Origin of the sequence: Bartonella sp. AA97HXZ, assembly GCF_042196985.1 — a bacterium.
Taxonomy (GTDB): domain Bacteria; phylum Pseudomonadota; class Alphaproteobacteria; order Rhizobiales; family Rhizobiaceae; genus Bartonella.
Window position 1 is genome coordinate 31,731 of record NZ_JBHIRC010000009.1, and the last position, 19,254, is coordinate 50,984.

General features: G+C 35.3%; 16 protein-coding genes and 1 pseudogene. 6 read left to right on the top strand and 11 right to left on the bottom strand.

Features of this window, described 5'->3' with window-relative positions:
• Positions 1-67 precede the first annotated feature (67 nt).
• From ACFINE_RS06205 to ACFINE_RS06240, 8 genes and pseudogenes are all read right to left on the bottom strand, one after another.
• Positions 68-469 carry a hypothetical protein gene (locus ACFINE_RS06205; protein WP_375621414.1) on the bottom strand — a complete coding sequence of 134 codons (402 nt, stop codon included), beginning with the start codon at positions 467-469 and terminating at the stop codon, positions 68-70.
• A 366-nt stretch (positions 470-835) separates the two neighbouring features.
• Complete coding sequence (locus tag ACFINE_RS06210; RefSeq protein ID WP_375621415.1) at positions 836-1,252, bottom strand: hypothetical protein; 417 nt, start codon at positions 1,250-1,252, stop codon at positions 836-838.
• A 20-nt stretch (positions 1,253-1,272) separates the two neighbouring features.
• Positions 1,273-1,488: a hypothetical protein gene (locus ACFINE_RS06215; RefSeq protein WP_375621416.1), complete on the bottom strand. Its 216-nt coding sequence runs from the start codon at positions 1,486-1,488 to the stop codon at positions 1,273-1,275.
• A pseudogene (locus ACFINE_RS06220) lies at positions 1,475-1,761 on the bottom strand (hypothetical protein); the annotation flags it as partial. The gene ACFINE_RS06215 and the pseudogene ACFINE_RS06220, both read right to left, overlap by 14 nt.
• Before the next feature lie 720 nt (positions 1,762-2,481).
• Positions 2,482-3,864: an amino acid permease gene (locus ACFINE_RS06225; protein WP_375613124.1), complete on the bottom strand. Its 1,383-nt coding sequence runs from the start codon at positions 3,862-3,864 to the stop codon at positions 2,482-2,484.
• Between the two features lie 449 nt (positions 3,865-4,313).
• On the bottom strand, positions 4,314-4,673 hold the full coding sequence (locus tag ACFINE_RS06230) for a hypothetical protein (RefSeq protein ID WP_375621417.1): 360 nt from the start codon (positions 4,671-4,673) through the stop codon (positions 4,314-4,316).
• A gap of 399 nt (positions 4,674-5,072) precedes the next feature.
• The gene (gene hutH, locus ACFINE_RS06235; protein ID WP_375621418.1) at positions 5,073-6,611 is read right to left on the bottom strand and encodes a histidine ammonia-lyase; all 1,539 of its coding nucleotides are present in this window, start codon (positions 6,609-6,611) and stop codon (positions 5,073-5,075) included.
• A gap of 1,318 nt (positions 6,612-7,929) precedes the next feature.
• Complete coding sequence (locus tag ACFINE_RS06240) at positions 7,930-8,706, bottom strand: class I SAM-dependent methyltransferase (protein WP_375621419.1); 777 nt, start codon at positions 8,704-8,706, stop codon at positions 7,930-7,932.
• Between the two features lie 420 nt (positions 8,707-9,126).
• Between ACFINE_RS06240 and ACFINE_RS06245 the strand changes: the two genes are divergently transcribed.
• The 4 genes from ACFINE_RS06245 (at position 9,127) to parE (ending at position 13,636) form a co-directional block, all read left to right on the top strand.
• Positions 9,127-9,753, top strand: coding sequence for a LemA family protein (locus tag ACFINE_RS06245; protein WP_375621420.1), 627 nt, complete (start codon positions 9,127-9,129; stop codon positions 9,751-9,753).
• Positions 9,753-10,604 carry a TPM domain-containing protein gene (locus ACFINE_RS06250; protein WP_375621421.1) on the top strand — a complete coding sequence of 284 codons (852 nt, stop codon included), beginning with the start codon at positions 9,753-9,755 and terminating at the stop codon, positions 10,602-10,604. Before ACFINE_RS06245 ends, ACFINE_RS06250 begins: the two co-directional genes overlap by 1 nt.
• A gap of 146 nt (positions 10,605-10,750) precedes the next feature.
• Positions 10,751-11,488, top strand: coding sequence for a lipoyl(octanoyl) transferase LipB (gene lipB, locus ACFINE_RS06255; RefSeq protein ID WP_375613128.1), 738 nt, complete (start codon positions 10,751-10,753; stop codon positions 11,486-11,488).
• A gap of 81 nt (positions 11,489-11,569) precedes the next feature.
• The gene (gene parE / locus ACFINE_RS06260; protein WP_375621422.1) at positions 11,570-13,636 is read left to right on the top strand and encodes a DNA topoisomerase IV subunit B; all 2,067 of its coding nucleotides are present in this window, start codon (positions 11,570-11,572) and stop codon (positions 13,634-13,636) included.
• A gap of 17 nt (positions 13,637-13,653) precedes the next feature.
• Here the strand turns inward: parE and recJ are convergent, their stop codons facing one another.
• On the bottom strand, positions 13,654-15,438 hold the full coding sequence (gene recJ, locus ACFINE_RS06265) for a single-stranded-DNA-specific exonuclease RecJ (RefSeq protein WP_375621423.1): 1,785 nt from the start codon (positions 15,436-15,438) through the stop codon (positions 13,654-13,656).
• A 296-nt stretch (positions 15,439-15,734) separates the two neighbouring features.
• On the opposite strand from recJ, the gene rplM reads away from it, so the two are divergent.
• Positions 15,735-16,199, top strand: coding sequence for a 50S ribosomal protein L13 (gene rplM / locus ACFINE_RS06270; protein WP_015856544.1), 465 nt, complete (start codon positions 15,735-15,737; stop codon positions 16,197-16,199).
• Positions 16,200-16,201: 2 nt separating this feature from the next.
• The gene (gene rpsI / locus ACFINE_RS06275) at positions 16,202-16,687 is read left to right on the top strand and encodes a 30S ribosomal protein S9 (protein ID WP_015856545.1); all 486 of its coding nucleotides are present in this window, start codon (positions 16,202-16,204) and stop codon (positions 16,685-16,687) included.
• Positions 16,688-16,998: 311 nt separating this feature from the next.
• Here rpsI and ACFINE_RS06280 read toward each other — a convergent pair whose 3' ends face one another.
• Positions 16,999-17,364, bottom strand: a complete 366-nt coding sequence (locus ACFINE_RS06280; protein ID WP_375621424.1) for a response regulator — start codon at positions 17,362-17,364, stop codon at positions 16,999-17,001.
• Between the two features lie 545 nt (positions 17,365-17,909).
• Positions 17,910-18,269, bottom strand: coding sequence for a hypothetical protein (locus ACFINE_RS06285; protein WP_375621449.1), 360 nt, complete (start codon positions 18,267-18,269; stop codon positions 17,910-17,912).
• Positions 18,270-19,254 lie beyond the last annotated feature (985 nt).

Below are 19,254 nucleotides of genomic sequence, written 5' to 3' on the forward strand. Positions count from 1 at the left end.
GAAAAACAATCCCGCCCCCTTGCGAGAACAAAAATATAAGGATTATTGATTACAACAGCATCAATATTTAAGGTTGACATTCGGGCTGCTCTTTGTTCTCTTCACAATGAGGACTATTCAAGCGCCTCTCTACACTTCGCTGAGGAATAACTGCATCAGGCTGACAAATTGGAAGATTTTTATATTTCTCACACCACTTCATTCTTCCCAATTTATCTTGGAAACCTGCTTTTATCATGCATGCATTCACAGACTCTTCTGCATTGAATCTCTCATCAGTACTTGTTTCTGTATCAAGACGACCATCAAGATACTGTATTCCACACTCTAACAGAGCTTTTTTTATCTCAAGTTGATCAGCACCAGATTTTTCCCATGCATCTACAGCTGTTTGAGAAGGCTTTTCTGGATAACATCCAGCCATAACAAATAGGGTCATCCCACTTAATAATTTTAAAATCTGCTTCATTTTCCTATCCTTGAATAATTTGATATTATGAAACAATCCATAAATTACTTTACATGCTGTTTTTTCACTTCCAAAATAACGATGAACATTATCAACCTTCATGGTTATTTATCTCTTTCCGATAATTATGCCACCGATATTATATCAAAAATACGGTAAAATTATTACTAAAATCATCTATCTATCAACGATATGCTTATAATTATTATCAATATTTTGATTACAACCAAAATAGATATTTTATATTATTGCGCCAACAGTTGTAGTCCCCATAAATAAATAGCATTAACATGCTGAATTAAGCCATCCCCACACGGGCATGAGAAACATGAAGGTAGGGATTGTGATCGTCACAAACAGCAAGACTTAAGGTTTGCATTCAGGTGCATTTTTATATTTTTTACAAAAAGGGCTGTTCAAGCGCTTCTTGACACTGCGCCTCGGGATGACAGCGCCTGAACGACAAATCGGCAAGTTTTCGGCTCTAAAAGTATAACATGTCCCACCCGCTCTTGCTACCTCTTCATCTTTATAGCGGAAACCTGATTGAAGCATGCAAGCATAAATTGTTGCTTTTGCATTGATGCTCTGCTTTCTATTTTCTGGATCGACATCATAAGGAGTTGGCATACCACATTCTAACAAGCCTTTTCCTATCTCTGTAAAATCAGTAACACCATTTTTCTCCCACGTAGCCACCTCTCCTAGAGGAGGTTTATTAAACTGGCACCCAGCTATACCCAATAGAATTATCGCACTTAATAATTTTAAGGTTTGTTTCATTTTTTCCTCCATGATTTAATTCAAGGCTTTTGTTCTAAATGAGATGTGCCATAAAACTTTTGGCATTTCGGACCCGCATCTCCAAGACAGGTATGGGAGCTTATGGGATTCATGATCACTCTCCACCATTCTGTCCACCAGTTACTATCAGCAGGTGCTGTCTCGTAAGTATAATCATTGCCGCCAATAATTCTGCTTACAAAGTCAAATCTATGCCCATCAAAAACCTGTTTCATGCGTCTGTGAATGGCTGCTATGATGGTCTGTCATGCCAACAATCGTCATACTTTCCCCCATTACATTGATATCTTGACCAGAAATCAGATGAGAAGCAATAATCGTAGCATCTCATTGTACATCCATATCAACATTGCCTGTTGCCTCAAGGATAGAGAGAATTGTTGTTGTGTGTGTTCAGAGCTATCGGACGATTTCTCATGCAAAAAGCCACTTGATGACGACTGTTTTTGCTGATCGTAGTGTTCTTGAGCACCTTTTATGGTAATATTGAATAATTTTGCACCGAAATACAGTTGCGGAGTGCATTTTGTCCGCCTCCACTTGTGATAAAAATTACTCTTGTATCAATATTAAAAAAATAAGTTTGATCCTTCCTCTTGTGAAAGCAATAAGAATCGTAAAACTGTCACACGTTCATTGTTCTCTTTAATTTACTCTTCTATGAGATTTTATTGTAATACCTTGCTGCTGTTTATTAAAGTTTTTGTAAAAACAATGATACAATGCCTCATGTAAATTTGTTATCCACTATTTTCTACCAACGCCAATCCTCTTTGAGAAAAAATACATAAAGAACTTTATCTTCGTTTCTAAAAGCAATAGTAATTTTCTAAACAACAAAATTTAAGCAACCAATTTTTTAAAGAGCTTAAAAAACAATTCTTACAATAACTTCTCTTGTAAAACAGAACTTCATTAATACGTTTAGAAAAAGATATCTGCCTATAATCTTGTATCTGGTAAAATCTATTTGCGCTGTTAGGCATTTTAACCTGAAAGACTTATATTGATGGCACAGCTCACCATCAAAAAACGTCTAATATTTATATGATTTGGTCGTTACCGTAAGCAATGGCTCACAAAAACTTCCAAAGCAAAATAATAACGAGCAGATTTTTTCAATCTAGATTGTTCTAACCTTTAGAGAAAACAATCAAACACCTGTTCTCCTGATGACATCAGCTATTTGTTTTGAGTTTTTTCTCTATTCACATTTTATTCAGCTTCTTTTGCTTAAAATTATAAAGTTTAAGTGCATAGAAACAAATAACAAGCCAAGCAATCCAAATAACACCTATAATTAAAACTGGTCGTGTCTCATCAAAATACCATAGGAGAATAAAAATAAAAACCATAAATAAAATAGAAAAAATCGATCCTATTGGCCAAAATGGAATGGGAAATTTTAAACCATTCTGAGCTTCTTTAGGCATCTTAATTCGCATAAAAAATTGTGACAGTAGAATCATCATCCAAACAAAAACTGTCGCAAATGTTGCCATTGCGGCAATAAGAAAAAAAAGCTTTTCATGATAAAAATAATTAAGGACAGCACCAAGAAGAAAGATACCGAAGATCATCAAAATAACAAAAACTGGTATACCATTTTTTGATAAATATTGAAACTTTTTTAAAGCATAACCTTCCTGCGATAAACCATGGATCATACGACAAGCACCATACATTCCACTATTCATTGCTGAAATAGCCGCTGTAACAACAACAATATTTAAAATATTTGCTGCATACGAAATCCCAAGATTTTCAAAAATGGATACAAAAGGGCTATCCATAAGACCAATCTCATTCCAAGGATAAAGAGACATTAAAATAGCTAACGTCATGACATAAAAAAGCAAAATACGAACTGGAGTAGAATTAATTGCCTTTGAAATCGTTTGATGAGGGTTTTGAACTTCCATAACTGCCATGCCAATGATTTCTATGCCACCAAAAGCAAAAACAACAACGCTAAAGCAAGCTAAAAAACCAAACCAACCATTGGGAAAAAGTCCACCATTTTTCCATAAATTATGAACAGTAACGGTAGAAAAATCTGCACCTTCACCCCACCCCCAAAAAATAATTGCTATTCCTAAAATAATCATCGCAATGATAGCGATAACTTTAATAGAAGAGAGCCAAAACTCTAGTTCACCATAGACTTCTACAGCAGCTAAATTAATGCCTGTGATGATTAATGTAATACTCAGTGCCCATACCCAAGGAGCAACATCAGGATACCAAAACCCCATATAAGTCGCAAAAGCTGTAATATCAGCCAAACCAACAAGAATCATCTCAAATACATATGTCCATCCCGTTAAAAAACCTGCTAATGGTGATATGTAATTTGCCGCATAACGAGCAAAAGAACCAGGCAATGGATTATGAAGTATCATCTCTCCTAGAGCCCGCATAACCATAAAAATAGCTAAACCAGCAATACAATAGGCAATCAAAACACTGGGACCCGCAAGCTTAATTGCCTGTGCAGACCCATAAAAAAGACCTGTCCCAATAGCAGAACCAAGAGCTAAAAAAATAACTTGGCGCTTACTCATACCCCGTTTCAGTTCATTTATTGCCATTTCTTTCCTTACTTTTTGAAATGCTGACAATCCACACCACGATAACAGCTCTATGATAAATAAAGCCTCATGTTTCTTTCACAAATATATTTCAAAAAACATCGAAGACCAGCCAGTCCAACACTTTGCTCTAAACAATGAAAAAATACTTTTATTGCGAATTATTCAGCTTTTATAGCCTACAATTTCGTATTATTTTATTCAAATAAAGTGATAATGAATTTTTTCACAATTGTCATTTAATTCATTTCGTATTCTATAGTTTTTTACAGAGAAAATTAACCTTAATGTAAGCTAAACTTTTAGGCTTCTATTTCGGTGCACTGAAATAGAAGCCTAAAAATTCATAACAAACACATTAACTACGCATAAAATTAATTTTTTGTTACTTTAAGCAAACTTTCTTTAAGCCCATAAAACAAACTTTTTATGCCAATTGAATAGCTCAATCAATGATAATACGAATCTCGCAAGTCTTCAAAAGCATGAGAAAATTTATCTACAACCCATCTTTTAAGGACTCCAGCTGCCTTAACGACAAGCTTTCCAATGAAAAAAAAATATACGATAAAAAGAGCATCTTTGATTGTTGGTCCGATGATAGCGTTCTCATTACCTCTGGGAATTTGCCCTGAGATAGCAATAAAATCTTTGTTTTTCGCTGAAATAAGAGGCTCTTTCTCTTGAGCCACTATCATAATGAAAACTTCCTCTGGAAAGCTAGCTCTCCTAAAATTTGCATGAATCTCAAGAATTTGAGAGAAAAAAAGAACTGTTATTGAAACACATAATTTAGCACTTTTAAACATTCTTTTCTCCTTTTTTATTTTAAATATCAAAAATGAACTATAAAATTCATAAAGTATTAAAAAATAAGAAGAATATAAATTAAAACTTTTATTTTTACTTGATACAATACATATATCATAATTTATATTTATAAAAATACAATATCACGAATATATAATTCGTATATATTATTTAACTTATATTAAAATTTCTGATATAAATCAGAAAATATAGGTGCTTTAATTTTATAGTTTCTATAAAATAACAAAATATCTAGTTAACTACAAAAATCAGATATATACAGTAATAAATATATAATTTATTAAATAATTCAAATATAGTATTGCTCCTCTATATTTTCATATGAGGAAGTTTCAAAATTCAATATCCCCCCTTCAGCATTGACCTTAAAACAAATACTATTGAAAACTTAATGAAGGAAAAATTGTTTCTGGTAAAACAGATAATAAGTGCCCTTCACGCACAAGTATATGTCCTTGATGAAGATCTGGAGCCAGATAGCGATCTTCCTTAAGAGAAGCAACATTTTTTCGTAAACATTCCATAACAGATTGCAAAAAAGTACTTGTTTTTAAAGGTGCACGATATTCAATTCCTTGTGCCGCAACAAGCGTTTCAATGCCAATAAGTGTAAAAAGGTTTTCACTCATGACCAATAACCGACGCGCTCCATGGCAAGCCATTGAAACATGATCTTCTTGATTAGCTGAAGTAGGTGTTGAATCAACGGAAGCAGGATAGGCCATTTGCTTATTTTCAGACATTAAAGCTGCTGCTGTTACTTCAGCGATCATAAAACCTGAATGAAGACCTGGATTATGCGCTAAAAAAGATGGAAGTCCATAAGAAACAGCTGGATCAACCATAAGAGCAATACGCCGCTGAGAAATAGATCCTATTTCACATAAAGCAAGAGCGATCTGATCAGCAGCAAATGCTACAGGTTCTGCATGGAAATTCCCACCTGATACAACTTCACCATTCCTTAAAATCAAAGGATTATCTGTAACAGCATTTGCTTCAATAATCAGTGTTTTTGCTGCTGCCAGCAAAATATCAAAACATGCCCCCATCACCTGTGGCTGGCAACGTATACAGTAAGGATCTTGTACACGCTCATCACCCCGTAGATGTGCTGCACGAATTTCTGAATTCTCTACAAGTTTTTCTAATGTTTTCGATACGGCAATCTGCCCATAATGTCCTCGTAAAATATGGATATCAGGATGAAATGGCGCCGTTGACCCCATGAGGGCATCTGTTGTCAAAGCTCCTGCCAGCAATCCACCACACAATGCCCGATAACCTCGAAAAAGACCGGCAAGTGCAAGGGCTGTTGAGGTTTGAGTCCCATTAATAAGAGCGAGACCTTCCTTTGCCTTTAAAATAATAGGGGACAATCCCGCTTTTTCTAACGCAGCTGCTCCACTCATACGAATATTTTTAAAAAATGCTTCTCCCTCTCCCATCATAACAGCCGCCATGTGAGCAAGTGGGGCGAGATCACCGGAAGCGCCAACAGACCCTTTTTCAGGGATGACAGGAATGACGCCTTTTGCAAGCATATTTTCCAGCAAATTTACCAATTCTAGACGAACTCCTGAAGCCCCTCTTCCTAAAGAGATAAGCTTTAAGCTCATTATCAAACGCACAATATTTTCAGCTAAAGGCTCTCCTACCCCACAACAATGGGACAAAATAAGGTTTCTCTGTAAAACAGCGACATCGTCCGCATCAATTTTAATGGAAGCCAACTTCCCAAAACCAGTATTAATACCGTACACAGGCTCACTTCCAGCAGCAATTTCAGCAATGCGCTGAGCCCCTTTCTCGATAGCTAAATGCGTGTCATTATGAAGTTTACTTACTTCATCATTAAAATAAATAGCTGCAAGCTCACTAAGCGTCACCTCGCTCGGTTTCAGTATAATAGTCATAATTTACTTTCTTTTTTTTTATCAAAGTATAACGTTTAGCATTATTGATCCTTCTATAAAACAAAAAAAACTATAACGACTCTTTAAAGCGAGAATGCTTTCTTAAAGGTATTCCTTACAATGGAGTTATTATCCAAAAGTAGAATAGTTGACGATAAATGAAAATGAAATATTGACAAACACAACCAAGGTCATGGATTTTAAAAATAGATAACGCATTAATTTATAATTATAATCTAGCATGATTCATATTAAATGAGAGAGCGGAATATCTTTAGACTCTCTCATTCCAAATCTGTGTATGTTGAATCAATCAAAACCATTCGCTTGCACGTCATAAGCGAAATTGGCGTATGGATAAACTGTACAAAAAAGGACTACTCCTCTTATGAGCCGTGTCAAGAGCTGTCACAACATTGGGAAATGACAAAGTGTGTGATGGTGCAGGCTTATTCTTTTATGAAGCGTAAAGATGGAGAACTCAATGGATTTATCATCAAGCTATTCCTACTAAACTTATAAAAATCTTAAATAGATAGCTGTCACAATCTATCATGATTGCAAAAATTAAACTCTATAGAAAATTAAAAAACTTATTCAACACATCACAACAGAGAAGAAATTGAGCTTATTTGCCACTTCTAAAATTGTATTTAAAGCGCCAGATTAAATCTTGAAAAACACATCTTCAATAAAACCACATAAGAATCGGCCTAACCCGTTATTTAAAATAGAAAATAAAAGAAGTTTTCTTATATCAAAAAAAATAATTAATATATTGTTTTATATTATATCTTTTAAACAGAGAAATGCTTCATATAGCATATTTATATTTTACTTTTTTGTTATACTGAATCTAAATTTAGAGATAATTTCAAAATGAGTTGTTTTTTTAAGGTTCTTCCAAGCCATTACCTTTTTTACTACAAATTTCTGATTATGATAATTTTTTGTACTTTTTCAGTTATTTTTGTCAAAATTTATTAAAAACACTCTCATTTAATAATAAAAAGCAATCATAAAAACAAAGAATTATCAAACATTTCTATTCAATCTACCTCTTTCCATTTTATAAAATAATCTGTTGTTAAACTGCAGTAAAGAAAGCGCTTCGATGCTATAATGCAGAGCATAAGTTTTCTATTTAAACTCTCTCATATTAAATGAACAATGAAAATCAGCGGTAATAAGATGTCAATGTGAATGCTGAAGAAGAAAAAACCTTTCTCTCTCAAAGTCTGACTTAATAAGGCGTTAATTTTCTGAATACCGCCCACTCTGATGTGTTAAAAGAGCAAAAGCAATCATCGATATCGGATTATCCTGCATACATATAGAGCTCACTTTGATACAAAAGCTCCAAATTGCCTTGCACTTCATATTTCTTTATCAATGCGACCAATTGCCGCAAATATTCTTCCCCATAGCAAGCAATAGCGCGTTGCACTTGCGTTGAAGAGCGGCTCATTCCAATAAAAGCTTCAGATGGGATCATCATCGTCCAATTGTGCGTATGAAAAGAAATCTTTTCTGGATCTACCCCAAAGCCATCACTCATTTCCTGTAAAAAATCAAAATTACGATAATAACGGGAATAATTTGGACTCATCTTCTCTAACAATGTCTCATAAGCCTCTAGAAATTCGCTATGCTTGAAATCACGATTATTTTGAATAACCGCCATGACACCATTGACCCGAAGTTGATCTGAAATAACGCAAAGCAATTTAGGGCGATCCATCCATTGAAATGCCTGAGCTGCAACGATAAGATCTACCTTGCCTATTTGAGGCAATAGATCTTCGGCTCGGCCCTGATACCACCGCACGTTCGGAAATTTTCTTCGTCCCTGCTTAATCATATCTTCCGATACATCAATAGCATGATATTGGTGCTCGTTGCCTAAAAATTTAACAATCCCCTCTAATGCGATGCCTGTCCCAGCGCCTATATCCACGATGGACAAATTCTTTTTGTTCTTAAAAGGAAAGAGCATGGTTTTAAATAAAGTAAGGGGATAGCGAGGACGATAACGATCATAATCATTAGCCAATCCATCAAACTTTTCACTTTGCCGCTGAACACTTTCTATCATAGGACTTTGTCTCTCCTTACAGTTGCTGATATACATAATTAAAAAGTCTTTTTATCCAATACGTTAAGCATAACTTCTAAAGGAAGAAAATAGGAACTGCCCTTACCTTCTATTTTTCTATAAAATTGATCCTTACATTTTTCTCTTTTCCAGTTATTATCTGCACATTTTGAAACCCAAAACTCCTACGAAAATAATATAATTTTCTGTAATAATAATTAATATTAATATTATTGATCTTTTATAAGATGACATCTATATTACTATTATTATTTTAATATCAACAAGTCACTTAAGCGTACCTAAAACGCAGAGAGATATCAATTTATTGATAAATACGCCTGTTTATAAAGTTCAAAATACTTTCCACCAAGAAAATAAACCCTATATAATACATAAAATATCTGTGGAGACATCTTTATGTTAAATGTACAAACTTCTTCAATGTTTAAAATATTAAAAAAATTTCCAATCGTGATTCTTTTGGCATGGTTAGTGCCATTTTTAAGTGGGTGCGGATTTAATACGATACCAACAAATGAAGAAAAAGCACATGCAGCATGGAGTGAAGTGCTCAATCAATATCAACGTCGTATAGATCTCATCCCCAATCTTGTAGAAACAGTTAAAGCTTACGCAGCTCATGAACAAAGTGTTTTCACAAATGTAATTGAAGCACGTGCTAAAGCAACACAAGTCAACATTAATGCAGATATGTTGAATAATCCAGAAATTATGCAGCAATATCTCAAAAATCAAGCAAATTTATCAAGTGCACTTTCGCGACTTATGGCTGTTGTTGAAAACTATCCGGATCTTAAAGCAAACCAAAACTTTCTTGCTCTTCAATCACAATTAGAAGGAACAGAAAACCGTATTTCCGTTGCGCGCCGCGATTATATTGAAACAGTACGTGCCTACAATACTGCACTCAAAACAATGCCGACGATGATTTGGGCAAAGTTATGGTTTCGCGATGCTAAACCCATGCCAACTTTTACCATCGATACAGATAGCCAACAAACACCAAAGGTTAATTTTAATTAATGAAATCATTTCGATACTCTTTGCAACGTATTGTATTTCCAAAATTATGGGCTTTTATCTGCTCTCTGTATTTAGTTGCTGCATTGGGAAGTATCGCTTGTTCGCAAATAAAATTTCCTCATTTAACAGGTTATGTTAATGATGTGGCTCATTTGCTCGATAATGCAACCAAGGAAGACTTAACAAAAAAACTGGCAGCACTCGAAGAGAAAACGGGAGATCAAATTGTTCTTGTAACACTCCCTACTCTTTCGGGCAACGATATAGAAACGTACAGCAATTCTCTTTTTCGTACATGGGGATTAGGCCAAAAGAAGATCAATAATGGTGTATTACTGGTCATTGCACCGAATGAACGCACAGCACGTATCGAAGTTGGATATGGTTTGGAAGGAGAGCTAACAGATGCTCTTTCCTCTGTCATTATTAATAGCTTCATGATTCCTAATTTTCGCGAAGGAAATTATCAAAAAGGAATTGCTGAAGCAGTTGATGCAATTATCAAAGTTATTACAGAAAGTGATTCTGATTTTACTTTTCGCATCAAAGAAAAAGCTAAAATCGTTGAAGAACAACGTAAACAAGCTGAAAAAGAAGAAATGGTAATCAATGCAATTATGTTTCTCATTCTCTTTATAGTCGTTGGTTTGCCCATTCTTGCAATGATTTTTGGTAAAAAAGTGGGTCCACAAAAGTATCTCTGGCTGGGGATCATCTTCACACCTTGGTTTCTTAACTTAAGTGCCGGTGGCAGATATCCTGGTGGAAGGTTCGGTGGTCCTCGAGGTGGAGGGGGATTTAGGGGTGGTGGTGGATCATCAGGTGGTGGTGGTGCAACAGGAAGATGGTAAAAGGAACGTGGATTTTTAAGCGTAGCAAATCTTCTTAAGATAAAATTTATGAACGTATTCTCTTTTATTCAACAATTCTATACCTTACTCTGTAATCACTTTTATTGATTACAAAATAAACTCAAACATCAAGATAAATATTACCCATGACATGTGAATTGAAACATACAGATCGTAATCACTTATCACATCATTTTAATGCAATTCTAGAAAATCCACCCGTCGAATGGAAAATAAGCGATCATCTAGTTGAGTATCCTGAAGCTCTGCGTTATATGCAAGAACGTGTAGAAAAAATTCTTGCAAAAACTGCGCATGAACAAGTTTGGCTTCTCGAACACCCTTCCCTTTATACAGCGGGAACGAGTGCAAATAAAAAAGATCTTTTGGCGCCTAATTTATTCCCTGTTTATGAAGCAGGACGTGGAGGTGAATTTACATATCACGGTCCAGGACAGCGTATTGCTTATATCATGCTTGATCTTAAACGCCGGAAACAAGACATTCGTGCTTTCATTAGTGCATTAGAAGAATGGATCATACAGATGCTTGCCAACTTTAATATTAAAGGCGAACGCAGAGAAGATCGCGTTGGTGTCTGGGTTAAACAGTCTCATTGCCCATCAAAACAAAATGATCTTTCTTCCGAAGATAAAATTGCAGCTATTGGCATTCGAGTGCGCAAATGGATAAGTTTTCATGGAGTTTCTATCAATGTTAATCCTAATTTAGCCCATTATTCAGGAATTGTTCCTTGTGGAATTACAAACCACGGTGTAACAAGCTTTCTTGATCTAGGTTGCCCTGTAGCAATGCATGATATTGATATTGCTCTCAAACACGCTTTTGAAAAAATTTTTGGTCCAACAATCGATGTTTCCTAAGTGCATTGATTTTTAAATAAAAAACAGGCATAAAATTATTTTAATAAATATTTGATTTTATGAGGTGGATAGTTAAACGCTATGAGCGATAACAAAAAGGATCTTTTTAGTGTTTTAAATAAAGCCCAATCTCGGGTAAATACAAAAGAAAACACTCTGCAGTCTCCAATGAAATCAAACGCGATGATTTCAAGAAAAAGTGCAAAAGATACGCAAGAAGATGACTATAATGCCCTCTCTATTCGAGTTCTTGAGGGTTTAGAGCCGGTACGTTTACGCCCTGGAATGTATATTGGTGGAACAGACAGTAAAGCGCTTCATCATTTATTTGCCGAAATTATTGATAACGCGATGGATGAAGCTGTTGCGGGTTATGCAGATTCTATTGAGGTCTCATTAGATAGGAACGGTTATATAACCGTTACAGATAATGGACGCGGTATTCCTGTTGAAAATCATCCTCAAATGCCTGAGAAATCGACTCTTGAAGTTATTATGACACAACTCCACTCAGGGGGAAAATTTGATGGAAAGGCTTATCAAACTGCAGGTGGACTTCATGGAGTAGGAATTTCTGTCGTCAATGCTCTTTCTGATGATATGGAAGTTGAAGTTGCACGAGAACGAAAACTTTACCGCCAACGTTTCTCACGCGGTATTCCTCAATCTGGATTGGAAGATCTGGGAGATGTTTATAATCGTCGTGGTACACGCGTTCGTTTTCATCCTGATCATGAAATTTTTGGTGAAAAAGCAGCTTTTGATCCAGAAAAAATCTATAAGATGACATGCTCCAAAGCCTATCTTTTTGGTGGCGTAAAAATTCGCTGGTCTTGTGATCCCGTCATACTTGAAGGCGCAAAAAATATTCCTGAAAAAGCTGTTTTTCATTTTCCCGATGGGCTTAAAGACTATTTACTTTCGTCACTAAAAGATGAATATCGAGTAACGTCAGAAATTTTTTCTGGCAAAACACAACACAATAATGGCCATGGCTCCGTTGAGTGGGCTATCGCTTGGCATGGTGGTGATTCTTGTGTGCAATCTTACTGCAATACGATTCCTACAGGAGAAGGCGGAACACATGAAATAGGATTACGTCAAGCTCTTTTGCGTGGATTGAAATCCTACGCTGAGTTAATAGGAAACAAGCGCGCAACGATTATTACGTCTGACGATATTATGATTTCAACAGCCGCAATACTTTCAGTCTTTATCAGTAACCCTGAATTTGTTGGACAAACAAAAGATCGATTAGCAACCATTGAAGCACAGCGTATCGTTGAGAATGCAATCCGCGATCCTTTTGATCATTGGTTAGCAAATTCCCCACAAGAAGCAACAAAACTTCTCGATTGGGTTATCGAACGTGCTGAAGAACGTGTTAGACGACGCCAAGATAGAGAAATAAGTCGAAAAACTGCTGTCCGTAAATTACGTCTGCCCGGTAAACTTGCAGATTGTAGCCAGAACCATGCTGTGGGTGCTGAACTATTCATTGTTGAAGGGGATTCTGCAGGAGGATCTGCTAAACAAGCAAGAAATAGAGCAAACCAAGCAATTTTACCTCTTCGTGGTAAAATCTTAAATGTCGCCAGTGCTGCACATGAAAAAATGAACTCAAGCCAAACAATTAGCGATCTGATCCTTGCTCTTGGATGTGGAACACGCTCCAAGTATCGTGAAAAAGATCTCAGATATGAACGTATTATCATCATGACAGATGCTGATGTTGATGGTGCTCATATTGCGTCACTGCTCATTACCTTCTTCTTTCAAGAAATGCCTGACCTTATTCATCAGGGACATTTATATCTTGCCGTCCCTCCCCTTTATAGAATATCGCAAGGAGGAAAAGTTGCTTATGCTCGTGACGACATTCATAAGGATGAATTGCTCAAAACTGAATTTACTGGAAAAGCTAAAATCGAAATCGGGCGTTTTAAAGGGCTGGGTGAAATGCGCGCAGAACAACTTAAAGAAACGACTATGCATCCTCAAAAACGTACATTGCTTCGTGTTTCTATTGATGCCGTGGAAATGCAAGAAACGAAAAAGACTGTAGAAAGTCTCATGGGAACAAAACCAGAAGCACGATTTCGTTTCATACAAGAAAACTCTACTTTTGCTTCTAATCTAGACATCTAATATAAAAAATATCCCTTTCAAACCACTGCAGCTGCGTCAATCACGCGCAGTTGCGGATTGATCGTTCCATTCCAATAATTCAAACTAAGATGACCAGCTAAATGAATCATTTCACCAATATTTTCAAAAAGAAAATCACCTAGCGATGTCCCTACAGCACGAAAAGCTATTCCTTGTAGTTTTTTTCCTTCAACATTAGATACAATGAGGCGAAGATGTCCTTTACCAACTTCAGATAGATTCACCAGTCGATGAGAGGGAAGAACAAAAACAGGTGTTGCATTCCCTGCCCCAAATGGCCCTGCTTTTTCAAGCAATTCAAACAGCGCTTCATTAACACCAGAAGCAGAAAGAGAACCATCTATACTAAGAGATTTTTTTGCACGCAACTGTGAAACCATTAAAGAAACTTTTTCTTCTAGCCATTTTCGAAAAATTTCAATTTTTGTTGATTGAATTGTAATTCCTGCTGCCATACTATGCCCCCCTCCTTTTTCTAATAAATTTAATGTAACAGCTTCACGAACGATTGCTCCTAAATCTATACCATTAATTGAGCGTCCCGACCCTACGCCATTTCCATCTTCTTTCAAAGCAATAGCAAAAACAGGACAAAAAAAACGCTCTTTGAGGCGGGAAGCAAGAATACCAATAATCCCCGGATGCCATTCTTTATGAGAAATGACAAGTGACAATGGTGTTTCTTGACCTTGATAAAGAGAAGCAATATAGGATTCCGCTTGTGCTAATTGAATATTCTCCATTTCTTGGCGTTCTTGATTAAGCCGATCTAATTGTTCTGCTATTCTGTCCGCTTCATCTTTATTCTCACAGCTAAGCAAACGTGCTCCCAAAGCTTGATCACCAATGCGCCCTCCTGCATTAATTCTAGGACCTAATAAAAAACCTAAATGAAAACTATTAAGCGGCTCCCCTATTCGTGCAACCTTTGTTAAAGCTGTTATTCCTAGATTATGCATAGAACGAGCAACTTGAAGCCCTTTTAACACAAAAGCACGGTTAACCCCCTGTAATGGAACGACATCACATATGGTTGCCAATGCAACAAGATCAAGCATACTTAAAAGATCAGGCAGCGGTCCTTGGAATTGTTTTTTCCGCAGCAAATGATGAACCCAAGCTAACGTAACAAAAACAACGCCAGCTGCACATAAATGCCCCTGTTTAGAAAAATCATCAGGACGATTAGGATTGACAAGAGCAATAGCTTCTTGATGAATCTCTGACATTTGATGATGATCTAAAATCACAACATCAGCACCAGCAAGCCTCGCTGCTTTTACGGCATCTGGACTGTTTGCGCCACAATCAACAGTGATAATTAACCGAGCGCCTTCTTGCACAAGCATCCTCATTGCTTGTTCATTCGGACCATAGCCTTCAACAATACGATCAGGAATATAAATTTTGACTTCAATACCAAAATAACGAAAAAAACGCGCTATGAGTGCCGATGAACAAGCACCATCAACATCATAATCACCAAAAACAGCAACCTGTTCTTGATTGAGAAGAGCCTTAACAATACGCTCTGCAGCGCATTGCATATCCCTAAAACTTTCTGGATCAGGCATAAGCGTACGTAATGTTGGATTAATAAAAGCAACAGCCTCAGCTTCATCCACATCTCTTGCTGAAAGTACTCGAGCTAACTGATCTGGAAAGCCAAATTTTTGAGAAATAGCGCGCGCGTTATTTATCCCTTGAACATCAAGGGCATCTAACCAAGCTTGACCACAAGCAGAAGATTCAACATTGAGAAAATAACGAGACCACTGCATTATTTCTTATTTTATAATGAAGAACGATAAAAGACAATCATGCGTTAAAGATAAAATAGTCTTTTGCAACATTCATTTTAAGTTTAAATGGTCTACAAACTTCTTTTAATGGGGTATTATAATACCTTTCTTGTAACATGTTGTTTTATAAAGTTTTTATTTTCTCTTGACGTCAATCAAAAGACATTATATCAGAGCAAGTAGTATGCGTTAAATATTTCGCTATGGTAACAATTTTCAACGCAAAACAGTAAAAATTCCCTTATATTAAAAGGGTTCTAATAAAGGATACTTCTATGGCAACTTTTTCACAAAAGCCAACTGAAGTGGTGAAAAAATGGGTTATTATTGACGCAGAAAACCTTGTTTTGGGTCGTCTTGCCACATTTGTTGCTAACCGCTTACGTGGCAAACATAAAGCTACATTTACTCCACATGTTGATGATGGTGACAACGTTATTGTCATTAATGCAGATAAAATAGCTCTCACTGGCAAAAAATATACGGATAAAAAATATTATTGGCATACCGGCTATATTGGTGGAATCAAACAACGTACAGCACGTCAACTTCTTGAGGGGCGTTTTCCCGAACGCGTTATTGAAAAAGCAGTAGAGCGCATGATTCCTCGAGGGCCCCTTGGTCGCCGTCAATTGAAGAATCTACGTGTTTACGCTGGAAGCCAACATCCACATGAAGCACAACAGCCTGAATCTCTTGACGTTGGTGCTTTAAACCGCAAAAACAAAAGGATTGCTTGATTATGGCTGAAATTAATTCTCTTTCTGAGCTTAGCATAGTAACAAGTATTACAGAAACACATGAAAATGTTGTTCCTGTTCACGTGCAGAAGCTTGATTCACAAGGACGTGCTTACGCAACAGGAAAGCGTAAAGACGCTGTTGCGCGTGTATGGATTAAACCAGGTTCTGGAAAAATCACGATCAACAATAAGGAATTTGACAAATATTTTGCTCGTCCTGTTCTTAGAATGATTCTTCGTCAACCAATTGTTGCAACAAATAGGGATACCCAGTTTGATATTATTGCAACCGTTGCAGGCGGTGGTCTTTCTGGACAAGCCGGTGCAGTGCGCCATGGCATTTCCAAAGCTTTAACCTATTACGAACCAGAACTTCGCTCAATCTTGAAAAAAGGTGGGTTTCTTACCCGTGATAGTCGTGTTGTTGAACGTAAAAAATACGGTAAAGCAAAAGCACGTCGTTCTTTCCAATTCTCAAAGCGTTAATTTCAATTTTTGCAATGCATAAAGCCTCGGACAAAAACGGGGCTTTTTTAAACTGCTAAAACAGACTTTTAGATGAATGTAGGAACAAATCTATACCGATTAGAAAAAACAAGAATGCAAAACAACCTCTTCTCTTAAGATAAAAGGCAAGAAAAATAGACCGAAAAAATTCAAAACTTCAGTTTCAATTTTTTAAATCTGTTTTACTAACTTGTAATATATCGACGTGCTAAAGCACAAAAATATTTACGCGACAACTTTAGCAATCTTATAAGCTTTTCAATATTTTTTCTATCATCACTTAACAAGCTTTAGTCCAAGAAATGCTTTACCATTGTAATAAAATGAGGGACAGAAATAGGCTTTGACATATATTCTTCACATCCACTGGCACGAATTCGCTCCTCATCGCCTTTCATAGCAAAAGCTGTTACAGCAACAACGGGGATTAATCGAAGTTCTTCATCTTCTTTTAATTGTTTAATAACATCTATTCCAGAGACCTCTGGCAACTGGATATCCACAAGGATAAGAGATGGCATTGATGAACGCGCCAAATCTAATGCCATAAGACCATTACGCGTTTCAACGGTTTCATAACCACTCGCTTCTACAAGATCGCGAAATAACTTCATATTAAGCTCATTATCTTCCACGATCATGACTTTTTTTGACATTCGTATAACTCCACCCTTCTCAGATAAAATAGAGAAATAGAAATGAATCCACATTCTCTTTGCTTAAGATAAAATGATAAAATGAATTGTAAACCACAAAGAGATTAAAAGATTCCAATAAAAGCATTGTTGCAAATATTTGTAAGACGCATCGCTATACTTATTCAGTTCATCAACATAAAACCCACAAATAGTCGTAAGATTGTGTGACCTTGTATTTTTTGAGTTGATATACAAAGTTTATGGATATCTCAATTAATGCATTCGCGTTTTCATCATAAAAAAAATATCAACCACAAACTTAGCTCAAATGCGCATTTTGAAGAGAAAAAAATTTAAGTAAATTTAAAAAGCAACTGATTAGCTGAATTTAATGCACCATATACTGGCATCCACAAAACAATATCTTAATGATATAAAAGGATAAACTTATCAAGGTCATTAAGATTAAAAAAAATAAATAAACCGTGATTAAATATCACGGTTTATTTAATATAAAACATTCAATAACAGCATAATTCAAAGTTTATCAAGGATAATATCTTTTAATTCAAAGCCCATGAACTATGAGCAAAAGCATCGAATGTTCTTCCACCTGTCTCTCTGTTAGGACTCGGTGGCTTTCTAGTAAAGAAATATACAAGATATGCGATGAGACCAAAAATCGCTGTCTCCAACCCCATTAAACCCGCAACTTTTTGGACATTTTTCTCAGCCCCTTGTCCTCCAAACTGGCTAATAATCATATCAACAGCTTTAATAACTCTATTTTCCTGTGTCATTACAGAAATAAAACCAGCATTTTGAAATCTACCATTTAAAGAATCAGCATTGGCTCTTAAAATCTGTGAAAAGAAAATCGCTACTGCAACAAAACATACTATACAATACTTGAATATTTTCATCATAACCACCTAATTACAATATTTAGTAAAATAAATTTTCTTTACCGCCCCCTCTAAATAGAAAACATTCCGTTATCTATATATAAAGTATATTTATCTTCTGATAATAAAAATATAATACAAAATTCAATTAATAATTTTATTTTAATTGTTATTTTTATATTATATTACACTTACAATATATCCGTTACATGTTTATTTAAGGATTGTCAATTATTTTATTTGTAATTTACATTGAGTAATTTAAAGATAAAAATATATTAAAATAAAGTTATTTTATTGTTTTTATTATAAATTTAGCTTTATTATCATAACTATTATTATGATTTTATAATATAAAAAATATCAATATGTTGTTTTTTTAGTTACATACAATGTTTTTATTTTTTGTATAATATATTAAAATAAATATTTTTATAAAATATTTTTCTTTAGTATAGATTGAGAAAAAATATTTGCCCCAGCTACAATTAGCGTAAGAACCAGCTTAACTCTTTGATTGAAAAAGCTAAATTAGATAAGATAAGGGATAACTTTGGTGAATGCGCTAAATCTAATACCATAAGCTATTACACATTTCAACGTTTTCACAGCCATGCGTTTCTACCAGAACATGGAATAATTTTAATAAAGTTCATTGTCTTCCACAATTATAACTTTCTAACATTAATATAATTCCACGATTTTAAGATAAAATAGAGAAATAAAAATGAGTCCACCTTCTTTCTAACCAAGATAAAATGATTAAAATATAAATCATAAAAAATTTAATAATGTCCAATAAAAGCATTTTTGCACAAACCTTTGTAATGCTAATCGTTATACTTCTTCAGTTTATCAAAATGATAATCTAGAATAGCCATAAAATTATATGATCGTATATTTTTTGAGTTGATACGAAAAATTTATCGATATTCAAATCAGCTCATGCCCCTTTTCATCTTAGAAAAGATATCAATCACGAAAATTAGCGTAGATATATATT